9 protein-coding genes are annotated in these 13,901 nt (G+C 48.9%); all 9 read left to right on the forward strand.

Annotation, left to right across the window (positions count from 1 at the left end):
* Positions 1-4 precede the first annotated feature (4 nt).
* Entirely contained in the window at positions 5-1,297 is a 1,293-nt protein-coding gene (locus tag AB4Y93_RS20985; RefSeq protein WP_441894793.1) for a dihydroorotase, read from the forward strand.
* A gap of 31 nt (positions 1,298-1,328) precedes the next feature.
* On the forward strand, positions 1,329-2,474 hold the full coding sequence (locus AB4Y93_RS20990; RefSeq protein ID WP_441894794.1) for a carbamoyl phosphate synthase small subunit: 1,146 nt from the start codon (positions 1,329-1,331) through the stop codon (positions 2,472-2,474).
* The gene (gene carB, locus AB4Y93_RS20995; RefSeq protein ID WP_441894795.1) at positions 2,461-5,679 is read left to right on the forward strand and encodes a carbamoyl-phosphate synthase large subunit; all 3,219 of its coding nucleotides are present in this window, start codon (positions 2,461-2,463) and stop codon (positions 5,677-5,679) included. The genes AB4Y93_RS20990 and carB overlap by 14 nt, the downstream gene beginning before the upstream one ends.
* A gap of 126 nt (positions 5,680-5,805) precedes the next feature.
* A complete protein-coding gene (gene pyrF, locus AB4Y93_RS21000; protein ID WP_441894796.1) occupies positions 5,806-6,531 on the forward strand; it encodes an orotidine-5'-phosphate decarboxylase in 726 nt (241 codons plus the stop codon).
* Positions 6,532-6,534: 3 nt separating this feature from the next.
* Positions 6,535-7,182 (forward strand): orotate phosphoribosyltransferase, encoded by a 648-nt coding sequence (gene pyrE / locus AB4Y93_RS21005; RefSeq protein WP_441894797.1) that lies wholly within the window; start codon positions 6,535-6,537, stop codon positions 7,180-7,182.
* Positions 7,183-7,331: 149 nt separating this feature from the next.
* Complete coding sequence (locus tag AB4Y93_RS21010) at positions 7,332-9,056, forward strand: methyl-accepting chemotaxis protein (RefSeq protein ID WP_441894798.1); 1,725 nt, start codon at positions 7,332-7,334, stop codon at positions 9,054-9,056.
* A 179-nt stretch (positions 9,057-9,235) separates the two neighbouring features.
* Positions 9,236-9,967, forward strand: a complete 732-nt coding sequence (locus AB4Y93_RS21015) for an ABC transporter ATP-binding protein (protein ID WP_441894799.1) — start codon at positions 9,236-9,238, stop codon at positions 9,965-9,967.
* Complete coding sequence (locus AB4Y93_RS21020; protein ID WP_441894800.1) at positions 9,933-11,000, forward strand: efflux RND transporter periplasmic adaptor subunit; 1,068 nt, start codon at positions 9,933-9,935, stop codon at positions 10,998-11,000. Before AB4Y93_RS21015 ends, AB4Y93_RS21020 begins: the two co-directional genes overlap by 35 nt.
* 3 nt (positions 11,001-11,003) lie before the next feature.
* Positions 11,004-13,895 carry an FtsX-like permease family protein gene (locus AB4Y93_RS21025; protein WP_441894801.1) on the forward strand — a complete coding sequence of 964 codons (2,892 nt, stop codon included), beginning with the start codon at positions 11,004-11,006 and terminating at the stop codon, positions 13,893-13,895.
* The last annotated feature ends 6 nt before the right edge of the window (positions 13,896-13,901 follow it).

Raw genomic sequence — 13,901 nt, forward strand, 5'->3', positions numbered from 1 at the left:
AACAATGTCAGTATGGATTATTAACGGTAACGTATGGGATAACGCTTCTGGAAGCTTGCAAAAGAAACATATCCGCCTTGAAGGCGATCAAATTGCAGAGATCGTAGACGGCTCTGTAACACCTGATACAGGATCTGCTGAAGTGATTGATGCGGTTGGGAAGCTGGTGTCTGCGGGCTTTATCGATATGCACGTCCATCTGCGTGATCCGGGCTTTGAATATAAAGAAGATATCGCGACAGGCACAAGATCGGCTGCTAAAGGCGGATTTACAACAATCGCTTGTATGCCGAACACTCGTCCTTCAGTAGATACGCCTGAAACGGTGAAATACATTTTGGATAAGAATGCTACAGAAGGTGTAGTGAAAGTTCTTCCTTACGCGGCGATTACAAAGAACCAGCTCGGCCGCGAATTGACAGACTTTGCTGCTTTGAAAGAAGCGGGAGCAATTGGCTTCACGGATGACGGCGTTGGTGTTCAAAGCGCGCAAATGATGAAGGACGCTATGGCACTGGCTCAATCGATGAATATGCCGATTATTGCACACTGCGAAGACAACACATTGGTTGAAGGCTTGTATGTAAGCGAAGGCGCCTTCGCCCGTAAGCATGGGCTGAAAGGCATTCCAAATGAATCGGAAGCGATTCATGTCGGCCGCGATGTTCTGCTGTCTGAAGCAACAGGCGTTCACTACCATGTATGCCATGTCAGCACTGAGCAATCAGTTCGCTTGATCCGTCTTGCGAAGCAAATCGGCGTACGCGTAACAGCGGAGGTTTGTCCGCATCACCTGCTGCTGTCGGATGAAGATATTCCAGGCATGGATTCGAATTGGAAAATGAACCCGCCGCTTCGTACTCCGCGTGATGTAGAAGCAGTTATCGAGGCGCTTGAAGACGGCACGATCGACATGATCGTAACGGATCATGCACCGCATAGCGCGGAAGAGAAGGCACGCGGCATGCAGCTTGCGCCTTTTGGTATCGTAGGCTTCGAAACAGCTTTCCCTCTGCTTTACACGAAGTTTGTGCTGACAGGCAAATGGACGCTTGGCTTCCTGCTTGACCGCATGACTGGTGACCCTGCTCGCGTATTCGGACTTCCAACAGGTCGTCTGGAACAAGGGGCACCTGCTGATATTACAATCGTCGATCTGGATAACGAGCGTGCGGTAGATCCTTCTACCTTTGCATCAAAGAGCAACAACACCCCGTTTGGCGGGTGGAAGCTGCAAGGCTGGACGGTAGCAACAATCGTTGACGGCAAAGTCGTATATAACGAATCCGCTAACTAATAGACAAACGAAGACCTGAGGAGTGATACGGATGCAAGCAAGATTATTGTTGGAAGACGGAACGTTGTTTACAGGGCAATCTTTCGGCGCGGATACGCAAACGTTGGGAGAAGTTGTTTTTAATACAGGTATTACTGGTTACCAAGAAGTATTGTCCGATCCGTCCTACTGTGGACAAATCGTTACGATGACTTACCCGCTGATCGGCAACTACGGAATTTCCCGTGATGACTTCGAATCGATCAGCCCAAGCATTCACGGTTTTGTAGTACGCCGTTATGAGCCGGTACCAAGCAACTGGCGTGCACAATATTCCCTTGGCGATCTGTTGAAGGAATATAACATTCCAGGTATTACTGGTATCGATACTCGTATGCTGACTCGTATTCTTCGTCAGCATGGTACGATGAAAGGCCTTCTGACTACAGGTAACGAGCGCATTGAAGAGCTTCAAGAGCGCATTGGTGCCTCGAGCCTGATGATCGATCAAGTAGCACGCACATCTACAAAATCCGTATTCTCAAGCCCAGGCTTTGGCGAGCGTATCGTGCTTGTTGACTTCGGTGCGAAGAGCGGTATTCTGCGCGAGCTGACGAAACGTGGCTGCGACGTAGTGGTTGTTCCACATAACACTACGGCTGACGAGATCCGCCGCTTGGCACCAGACGGTATTCAGCTGTCCAATGGCCCTGGGGATCCAAAAGACGTTCCTTACGCGGTAAAAATGATCTCTGAGCTGCTCGGCGAGTTCCCGATTTTCGGCATCTGCCTTGGTCACCAACTGTTCGCATTAGCTTGCGGCGCAGATACAACAAAACTGAAATTCGGTCACCGTGGCGGCAACCATCCGGTTAAAGAGCTCGCTACTAACCGCTGCTACATCACTTCGCAGAACCATGGCTACACCGTTCTTGAAGATTCGATTAACAGCACAGAGCTGTCGGTTACACATATCAACAACAATGATAAGACTATCGAAGGCCTGAAACATAACAAATACCCTGCATTCTCGGTACAATACCATCCGGAAGCAGCACCAGGTCCATTTGATTCCAGCTATCTGTTCGATGAATTCCTGGATATGATCCGCGAACACAAACAGAACAACCCGCAAAAACCACGTCAAGCTGTGCTGGCGGCAACATTGAAAGGAGAACTTCAATATGCCCAAAAATAATGAACTCAAAAAAATTCTCGTTATCGGATCAGGCCCGATTGTCATCGGACAAGCGGCAGAGTTCGACTATGCTGGTACGCAAGCTTGCCAAGCGTTGAAAGAAGAAGGCTATGAAGTCGTTCTGATCAACAGCAACCCTGCAACAATCATGACGGATACTAACATGGCTGATAAAGTCTACATCGAGCCAATTACACTTGATTTCGTATCGCAAATCATTCGCCAAGAGCGTCCGGATGGCCTCTTGCCAACGCTTGGCGGCCAGACTGGTCTTAACATGGCCGTTGAACTGGCACGCGCAGGTGTTCTGGAAACAGAAAACGTTAAGCTGCTTGGTACGCAGCTGACTGCTATCGAGAAAGCAGAAGACCGCGACTTGTTCCGCGACCTGATGCGTGAACTGGAGCAGCCTGTACCAGAGAGCGTTATCGTAACAACGGTAGAAGAGGCAGTAACTTTCGCCAACGAAATCGGCTATCCAATTATCGTTCGTCCTGCCTATACACTTGGTGGTACTGGCGGCGGTATCTGTGCGAATGAAGAAGAACTTCGTGAGACAGTCGCTTCAGGTATTCGTTACAGCCCAATCAACCAGTGCTTGATCGAGAAATCGATCGCAGGCATGAAGGAAGTTGAATATGAAGTTATGCGTGATGCGAACGATAACTGTATCGTTGTCTGCAACATGGAAAACTTCGACCCGGTAGGCGTTCATACTGGCGACAGTATCGTAGTGGCTCCTTCGCAAACCTTGTCGGACCGCGAGTATCAAATGCTTCGTTCGGCATCACTGAAGATCATTCGCGCCTTGAACATCGAAGGCGGATGTAACGTTCAGTTCGCACTTGATCCGTTTAGTTTCCAATACTATGTTATCGAAGTTAACCCACGTGTAAGCCGCTCGTCGGCGCTGGCATCGAAAGCGACTGGTTACCCAATCGCGAAGATGGCTGCGAAGATCGCAATCGGCTATACGCTGGACGAACTTGTTAACCCGGTAACTGGCCAAACATACGCTATGTTTGAACCTACCCTTGACTATATCGTATCGAAAATTCCACGCTGGCCGTTCGACAAGTTCGTTAACGCGAACCGTAAGCTCGGCACGCAGATGAAAGCTACAGGCGAAGTTATGGCCATTGGCCGTACTTTCGAAGAATCGATGCATAAAGCGGTTCGTTCGCTTGAGATTGGCGCACATCGTATTCACCTGAAGGAAGCTGTACTACTAGATGACGCAGTTCTGCAAACACGTCTGGCTAAGCCGGATGACGAGCGTATGTTCCTTGTAGCGGAAGCATTCCGCCGTGGTTACAAGCTGCAGGATATCCAAGACTTGACGAAAATCGACTGGTGGTTCCTGGACAAAATCCAAGGTATCGTTGAATTCGAAGATCAAATCCGCAGAGAAGTTGCCCTGTCGCGTGAAACGCTGTATGAAGCGAAACGCAAAGGCTTCTCCGACCGTTCGATCGCTGAGATCCGTAAGGAAGGCTTCCCGAACGGCAGCCATACGAACGAGCATGACATTCGCACGTTCCGTAAAGAGCTGGGCTTCAATCCGGTATACAAAATGGTAGATACTTGCGCCGCTGAGTTTGAAGCAACGACGCCTTACTACTACTCGACATATGAGACTGAGAATGAAGTGACTGAATCGAGCAAAGAGAAAGTACTCGTACTTGGTTCCGGTCCAATCCGTATCGGTCAAGGTATCGAGTTCGACTACTCGACAGTACATGCCGTATGGGCGATTCAAAACGCTGGTTACGAAGCGGTTATTATCAACAATAACCCGGAGACTGTATCGACGGACTTCAGCACATCTGATCGTCTGTACTTCGAGCCCTTGTTCTTCGAAGACGTAATGAACGTTATTGAGCAAGAGAAACCAATCGGTGTAATTGTACAGTTCGGTGGTCAAACAGCGATCAACCTTGCTGCTCCACTAACAAAAGCTGGCGTACGCATTCTGGGCTCGAGCCTTGAGAGCATCGACGCAGCGGAAGACCGTAAGAAATTTGAAGCTTTGCTTCGCAGCTTGGATATCGCACAGCCAGAAGGCAGCACGGTAACTTCGGTTGACCAAGCGGTAGAAACGGCACAAAAACTTGGCTATCCGGTACTTGTTCGTCCTTCCTACGTCCTTGGCGGCCGTGCGATGGAGATCGTATACTCCGATGAAGAGCTTCTGAGCTACATGGAAGTAGCTGTGAAAATCAACCCAGAGCATCCGGTTCTGATTGACCGTTACATGCTGGGTAAAGAAGCTGAAGTTGACGCGATCTGCGACGGCGAGACAGTTCTGATCCCTGGTATTATGGAACATATCGAGCGCGCAGGCGTTCACTCCGGTGACTCGATCGCGGTATATCCTCCGCAATCACTGTCCGACGATATCAAGAACCAAATCGTCGAAATTACCATTAAAATCGCAAAAGCACTGAAGGTTGTTGGTCTTGTAAATATCCAATTCGTTATCTTCAACGAAAAAGTATATGTAATCGAAGTTAACCCACGTTCGTCCCGTACTGTACCGTTCCTGAGCAAAGTAACGGATCTGCCGATGGCGAACCTGGCAACAAAAGCGATCCTCGGCACAAAGCTGGCTGAACTTGGCTATGTAGACGGCCTGTGGCGCGAAGACAGCTATGTATCGGTTAAAGTACCGGTATTCTCCTTCGCGAAGCTGCGCCGCGTTGACCCTACACTGACTCCAGAGATGAAATCGACGGGTGAAGTTATGGGCCGTGACGAGAATTATGCGAAAGCTTTATACAAAGGCCTGATTGGCGCAGGAATGAAAATTCCAATGTCCGGTGCTATCGTTGCAACAGTGGCTGACAAAGATAAAGAAGAAGCGACTGAACTGCTTCGCGGCTTCTACGATCTGGGCTACAAAATTATTGCAACAGGCGGAACGGCTGATACGCTTGAAGCTACAGGAATGCGTGTAAGACGTGTGAACAAGCTGAGCGAAGGCGCTCCAAACATTCTTGATCTGATCCGTGAAGGTGAAGCACAATTCGTTGTCAATACCTTGACGAAGGGTAAAACACCTGAGCGTGACGGATTCCGTATCCGTCGTGAAGCAGTAGAGAACGGTGTTGTATGTATGACATCGCTTGATACGGTTCGCGCTTTGCTGAAGATGCTCGAGTCGATCAACTTCTCCTCGCGCCCTATGCCGGTGCTTCAGAAGTAATTGAATAAATGAATGCACGGCCAGCGCCGGTTGCTTTCGGAGGAAGAAGCTTTAGAAGCTTCAGCCTCTGAAGCCGGCGGATGGCCGTTTATTTCGACCATATATATGAAAGGGGACTTGGGAGCGATGAGTCTGACAAGAGAACAAGCAGCAGGAAAAGTAATGGTTGCTCTTGATTATGCGGACGCAGCTTCGGCTGAGCGGCTGCTTAGTGAACTAGAAGGCATTCCATGCTATATGAAGGTTGGCATGCAGCTCTTTTATGCAGCAGGACCTTCCTTCGTTGAAGGCTTGAAGAAACGTGGCTACCGTGTCTTCCTGGATGTAAAGATGCATGATATTCCGAACACGGTCAAAGGCGGCTCAAACAGTGTAACGAAGCTGGGTGTCGATATGTTTAACGTACATGCAGCTGGTGGAGCAGCGATGATGGAAGCCGCGGTAGAAGGCGCTGAAGCAGCTATAACGAATGGACAAGCAAGACCAACCATTATTGCCGTAACGCAGCTGACAAGCACAAGCGTACAGGTGCTTAATAATGAGATTGGTATTTCCGGCTCGGTTGAGGAAGCCGTTGTACGTTATGCTAAGCTGGCAAAGCAAGCAGGCCTGAATGGGGTTGTTGCTTCACCGCTTGAAGTAGAAAACATTAAAGCCTCATGCGGCAGTGGGTTTCAAACGGTAACACCGGGTATTCGTCCGACATGGGCAGCTGCGAATGATCAGTCTCGCATCATGACTCCACGTGAAGCCTTACAGCAAGGCACAGACTATATGGTAATCGGCCGTCCGATTACGGCAGCGGCAAGCCCGCGTGAAGCATTAGAATCTATTATTGAGGAGCTGATCTAAGCTATGAGTAAAGTAACATTAACGGATTTGCCGCGTGCAATCGCAACGAAACTGCTGGAGATCGAAGCGGTAGCGCTTCGTCCGAACGACCCGTTCACTTGGACATCCGGTTTGAAATCACCAATCTACTGTGATAACCGTTTGACTATGACCTATCCGGAGATCCGCGACATGATCGCAGAAGGATTCGCAACCGTTATTCGCGAGAAGTATCCGGATGCAGAAGTAATCGCGGGCACTTCAACTGCTGGTATCCCGCATGCAGCTTGGGTAGCGCAAAAGCTTAACCTGCCAATGGCTTATATCCGCGATAAAGCGAAAGGCCACGGTAAGCAAAACCAAATTGAAGGCCGCATTAACCCAGGACAAAAAGTTGTTGTTATCGAGGACTTGATTTCGACTGGCGGCAGCTCGCTGAAGGCTGGTCTTGCGGTACGTGAGGCAGGGGCGGAAGTATTGTCCGTTCTGGCGATCTTCACGTATCAATTCGAGAAAGCATCTAACGCTTTCACAGCGGAGAACATGCCGCTTGAAACGTTGTCGAACTATAGCGCGCTGATTGAAGCAGCTGTAGAAATCGGTAAAGTACAAAGCGAAGACATCGCATCGCTGCAGGCTTGGCGTGCAAATCCAGAAGAGTTCGGCAAATAGAAGCAATCCTATGAAAGAGCAAGTCCTTATGGGCTTGCTCTTTTTTATTATTCGACACAGTTTTTAAAAATTTTGGTTAGTTATTATAATCAAATCCCCCCTTTGTAACCGATATCATAATAGAGATGATGTTAAGGGGCGATTGGCAGATGAGATTCAACTTAAAATGGAAACTGGCGTTAATTGGGGTGTTACCTCTCTTCTTCTATGTCTTTACCAGTACCTATTTATTGACCGAGCTTAAAAAAACGAATGAGACGATGTCGCATGATGTATACGGTGTGTCTGCTCGCTCTGCTTCGCTTCTTCTAAATGCGGATCGTGATTTATACCAAGCCTTCTCGGCTTATCAATATTTGGTTTTAAGTGATTTAAATGAAGGCGGCAAGACGGAATGGAATAATGTGCTTAATGAAAATTTGAAGGATGCAACGGGTCGAGTGAATGAGGCTAAATCGATATTCGAAGCTAATAAGCTGCTTGAGCTCAAGGGAGAGGACGGCAGGACGATCGGGCAGCTTATCGAAGAGTTTAATACTGAATTTGGCACTTGGGCAGAGGTAGTAAACGGTGCTATCCAAACCGGTAATGCTTCGGGTCAAGATCCAGAGATTCGCGCGCAGTTCGAGAAGGCTCGAGGTGGTTTGGACGATCTGAACAGCTTCCTCGAAAGCTATGCTGATCAGCAAATAGCTGTAAGTAAGGATCAGCTGAATTCTACGAAAAATAGCATTTACATCGGCATGAGTGTGGCTACAATACTGCTGTCAGCACTTATTTATTTCTCGATTCGCAGTATCATGCGGATGGTTAGAGCTGTCATGATGAAAATGAAAATGGTAGCGGAAGGCGATTTGACAGCCGAACGCAGCCTCAAACGCAGTAAGGACGAACTTGGTGATATTTTACGCTCGGTTGATGATATGATTGATGTCTTGAAACGACTCATCACCTCTATCGTATCGAGCGCTAAGGATGTTGGGACCTCCACGACGCAATTAAACATCGTGTCACAAGAATCAGCTTCCGCCTCCCAGCATGTAGCGGCAAACATACAAGAGGTGACGAGTGGTACCGAAGTTCAAGCACGCAGCGCAGAAGAAACGGCGAAGGCGATTGAAGAGATGGCCATTGGTATTCATCGACTTGCTGAGAATACGTCGGCTTCGGCTGAGCAGTCAGTCTCAACGGCAGCTGAAGCTGGCCAAGGGCAACAATCACTTGAGCGGCTGATAGAACAAATGGGTGAGGTCAAGGATGTCATTGCTCAGCTCTCAGACACCATTGAAACATTGGAAACCCGCTCACAGCAAATTGGGGCAATAGCCGAGAATATTACTGCATTCGCCAATCAGACAAATATTCTATCTCTTAATGCTTCGATTGAAGCGGCAAGAGCAGGTGAGCATGGACGTGGTTTTGCCGTCGTTGCCGGCGAGATCCGCAAGCTTGCTGCCAGTTCCCTGGAATCGGCGGATGGCATTCATCAGCTGGTGGCTGAGACAAGAGGCGAAATATCTGGTGCTTCAAGCTACATGGTGAGGACGCTGGATGAAGTGCAGCGCAGCAATAACCAGATTGAGGAGCTTCAACAGAGCTTAGCAGTTATAGTGGCTGCAATTGATGATATGACCGAGCAGCTGCAGGAAAATTCGGCCATTACAGAGCAAATGTCGGCCAGCTCCGAGCAGGTTAACGCCTCTATGGAGCAGTCGGCTTCTTCAGCCGCTGCTAACTTGGAGCGTACCGAGAGTGTTGCTGCGGCAACGGAAGAGCAGCTTGCACTAATGGAGAGCATTGCTTCCGCTGCAAGTCAGTTGGATGGAGTCACCCGTGAGTTAAATCAGGCAGTAAACTATTTTAAAGTGATTTAAAAAGGATAAAGTGCAAGAGGCTTAGTTCTATTTTCCGGAATTGATTAATGGGAAAAGAACTAAGCTTTATTTATTTTAGAATAAATTACAAATGTATTGGAACTTTTTTTGATCGTGCTGCGTCTATCCTGTTAGATGAGAATTATGAAAGAGAGACAGGGGAGGTATCACATCCGTACATGGCGGCAACAGACAAGGAAGAACAAGTAGATGGAGGGCAGCACGACGAACAATTACATAGTACCAAGTTGCTGTCGGTAATTGACGTAGAGAGGACTTTCCAAGCCGGAGGAGCACCGCTGCGTGTCCTGAAGGGACTTCATATGGAGCTTAAGCATAACCAGCTTGTTATGCTTCGGGGCAGGTCCGGTTCAGGGAAAACAACCCTGCTTAACTGCCTAGGTGGCCTTGATACACCAAGCAAGGGTGAAATCTGGTTTAATGGCAGGGCATTTCATAAGATGAGTGATAGCGAGCGTACGCTTATTCGACGTAAGGAAATGGGGTTTATCTTCCAAGCGTTTGCACTAATGCCGCTTCTGTCAGCTTGGGAGAACGTGGAGCTGTCGCTTCGGATGGCAGGAACGCCACGTTCCGAATGGAAGGAACGAGTTGCGTATTGTCTTGAATTAGTAGGCCTGGAGAAGCGGATGCATCACCGGCCATTTGAGTTGTCTGGCGGTGAGCAGCAGCGTGTTGCGATTGCAAAGGCGATTGCCCATAAACCGATTCTGCTTCTGGCGGATGAGCCAACAGCCGAGCTGGATTCGAATATGTCCGCACAAATCATGGCGGTCTTTCAAAATATTATTCGCACCGAACAAGTGACTATCTGTATGACTACACACGATCCTACAATTTTGGAGGTTGCCGATCATGTCTATGAAATGGTGGACGGGAAATTTGTATAAGCGTTCTGCAATTGTAATAATTGCAGCTTCGGTACTGCTTACAAGCGGGTGCTCGCTGCTGCCTGCAGAACCGGAAGAGGAGGTGCTGCCGTCTATCGCACCACCGCAAATTTCGAAGAAACCGGAATATGAGGTGACGACGGCAACACTTGAGACTAAGGTGCAGGTTATCGGTAAGATGATCTCGCAGCAGGAAGAAACCTTGTATTTCACTCTCGATGGCATGCGTCTGAAGGAGCTCAATATTAAAGCTGGTGATCAAGTAGAAGCGGGTCAAACGATTGGCGTTCTTGATGTTGAGCTGATGCAGAAAGATCTACGTAATCAGAAGCTTGCTTTCCGCAGAGAAGAGACAGCCATGAAGGAAGCGCTGCAGATGAAAGATGAGATGGATCCAATAGAATTCGAGGAGAAATCGATTGCCTTCGAGGAGAAAAAGCAGGCCCTTAGCGACTTGGAGGAGCAGATCAGCCGATCCGTCTTAACTTCACCGTTCAGCGGTACGGTTGTTACCCTGAATGTTCAGAAGGGTGATCTAATCAAGGCTTATGATCCAATTGCTGTTATTGCGGATACCAGTGCCCTTGTTCCTGCAGCAAAGCTGACAAAGGACGAACAAGCGAAGATAGCCGTTGGTATGCCGGTGGTCGTCGATATTAACAATGCAGGGCAGTTCAAGGGTACCGTGAAGGCGCTGCCGATCACCAATTCTGATCCAAATGGCGGCGGCGGTGGTGGCGGGGAGCAGCCTGCTAAAGAACGTCCGGAAGATTTTATGATTGTTGACTTGAAGGAGCTGCCTAAAAAGATTAGCCGTGGAACGCCATTATCCATAAATATCATTACGAAAAGGAAGGAAAACGTCGTCGTTATTCCGCCATCCACGCTTCGTACGATCGGCTCAAGAACATATGTGCAGGTCGCTGACGCAGACGGGAAGCGGGAGGTGGACGTCGAAGTTGGCCAGCAGACAGCAACACAGGTGGAAATTATTAGCGGGCTGACGCCGGGCCAGAAAGTTGTAGGTAGATAGCGTATGGGGATTCCGTTATTCCGATTTCTGTTCCGAAAAATGTGGAATACCCGCTGGCTTACTTTAAGCACACTTGCCGGACTTATTCTTGCAGTCGCATTTGCTACAAGTATCCCGATGTACGCGGACGGTGCCTTAAAGCGTGTTGTGGCACAATCGCTGCAGGAGAAAAGTGATGGACTTCCTGCTGGTTCCCTGCTGATGCGTTATCAGGCGCCTGGCGGAGAGAAGACCGATCCGGCTTCACTGAAAGAACTGGAACGGTTCATTAAGGAAGACGTGCCTGGCAAGATTGGCTTCCCTTTCCAGACGAATATTACAAGCTATTCGATCCGAGGGACCGAAGTAGTCCCGGAAGATACGAGCAAGGTGGATGCCAGCCGTATTCGTCAAATGACGATTATGACGATGGCAGACCTGGAAGGGAAAACCGAGCTCACGCAAGGCCGCTGGTTCAAAAACACGGAAGGTGTAGATGACGTTCTGGAGGCGGTGATGCTTGAGGAAGGGATGTACCGCAACGATCTCCATATTGGTGATGTGCTGGAATATCCGATCTACGGCGGACTTGATCTCACTCTTCGCGTCAAGATTGTTGGTGTTGTAAAACCGATCAATCAAACGGATCCTTACTGGTACCAAGGTCTAGAAGGCCTGATGAATACGTTCCAGATCAGCGAAACGGAGTTTATGGGATCACTGATTCAAAAGGCAGGTATCCCGGTCAACAATGCAAGCTGGTATTACGCGTTTGATTTGTCGCAGGTGAAGACCAGCCAGCTGTCTCCATTAAGCCGGACGCTGGAGCGGCTTAATATTGATTTGTATCAGAGACTTAAAGGCGCAAAAGTCGAGATTTCCTTCGCGTCTACCTTAACGGAATTCAAGAAGCAAAGCTTACAGCTGCAAACCCTGCTCTTCACGCTTGCAGCTCCAATGCTCGCTATGGTGTTCTATTTTATAGCCATGAATGCGAGACAGTCTCTGGATAAGCAGCGCAGCGATATTGCTGTTCTGCGAAGCAGAGGAGCTGGAACAAGGCAGATCATATGGATCTACTTGCTCGAAGGCTTGCTGCTCGGAAGTGTGGCGATTGTGGCAGGGCCGTTAATTGGCTGGTTTATGGCCAAGAGCATAGGCTCAGCGGATGGTTTCCTATCCTTCGTAAACCGAAAGTCAATTCCTGTCGGCTTCTCGACAGAAGCTATTATTGCTGGAGCGGCTGCTGTATTGCTTGCCGTGCTCTCGACCGTTATTCCAGCTGTTATTTATGCACGTTCATCCATCGTCAGCTACAAGCGAGACCTAGCACGTTCTGACCGTGGTCCGATCTGGCAGCGCTGGTTCCTGGACATCGTCTTGCTCGCGATTGCCGGCTATGGCTGGTATATGTTTAACGAGCGGCAGATGCTGAGTTTCCAGACAGGGATGACGACAGATCAATTAAATGTACAGCCGTTTCTGTTCTTTGTACCGGCGCTGTCCATATTCGCTCTTGGTCTCTTCTGTCTGCGCTTGTTCCCATGGCTGCTGAAGCTGTTTAACTGGCTTGGACGAAAGTTTTTGCCGGTACCCTTATATTTGACGTTGACTCAATTATCACGTTCCTCCAATGGTTATTATCCGCTTATGATTCTGCTGATTCTAACGCTTGGCCTAGGCGTATATAATGCGTCAGCTGCACGGACGATTGACCTTAACTCAACTGAACGGACGTTATACAAATACGGTTCGGACGTTACAGTTCAGACGGTATGGGAAGGCACCGTTGAGGTATCTCAGCCAAGTGGCGGCGGCAATGGCGGCGGAGGCGGCGGTGGTGGTGGCACTGGCGGTGGATCTGGTGGAGGAGGGGGTACTGGCGGCGGAGGCGGCCAGCAGCCGGTCCCAACCAAGATCTTATATAATGAACCACCGTTTGAAGTTTTCCGAAAGTTGGAGGGCGTAGAAGCTGCGGCACGTGTCCTGCAGACAAAGGGCAATGTTGTTGTATCAGGGAAATCAATCGGGCAAGGCACCGTAATGGGGATCGACAATGTTGATTTTGCGAAGGTTGCATGGTTCCGAAGTGATTTGTTCCCGATTCATCCATACAATTATTTGAATTATTTAGGCATGTACGAGCAAGCAGCACTTATCCCATCTAATGTGGCAGCAAAATACCAGCTTAAGACTGGTGATTTGATCTCAGTTGGTTTCTCGGAAGGTATGCTGGATTTCGTCGTGGTAGGCATCCTGCCTTATTGGCCGACCCAATATCCGGATCAGTCGCCGTTTGTTATCACAAATCTTGATTACCTATATGACCAGCTTCCGATCATGCCTTACGAGGTATGGCTGAAGATGAAGCCGGATGCAAAAGTCGCTCCAGTTGTAGAAGAGCTGCAGAAAGCAGGGATCGAGATTGCTAACGTGAAAGATGTTCGATCTGAGCTCATTACCCAATCGAAGCTTCCGACAAGAGGCGGCGTATTCGGAATTCTAAGCCTGGGCTTCCTAGTCTCGGTCATCGTTACTTTAACCGGTTATGTCTTGTATTGGTTCTTTAACTTATCGGGACGTGTCGTACAATTTGGTGTACTGCGGGCGATGGGACTATCCCGAAGGCAGTTGACCGGCATGTTATTGCTGGAGCAGCTGTTTACGGCGGGGCTGTCGATTGGTCTAGGTATTCTAATAGGCAAAATTACGAGCCTTATCTTCCTGCCATTCCTGCAAACCGCGGAAAATGTAGCAGATACCGTACCGCCATTCCGGGTTGTCTTCGACTCGAAAGATACGAATCAGTTATATGCGGTAGTTGGATTTATGATGGTCACAGGAGCAGTGCTGCTCTTCCTGCATATCCGCAGGCTGCGTGTGCATCAAGCGGTCAAAATGGGAGAGGAGCGGTAACATCAT

This window comes from Paenibacillus sp. YAF4_2, assembly GCF_052113225.1.
Lineage (GTDB): Bacteria > Bacillota > Bacilli > Paenibacillales > Paenibacillaceae > Pristimantibacillus.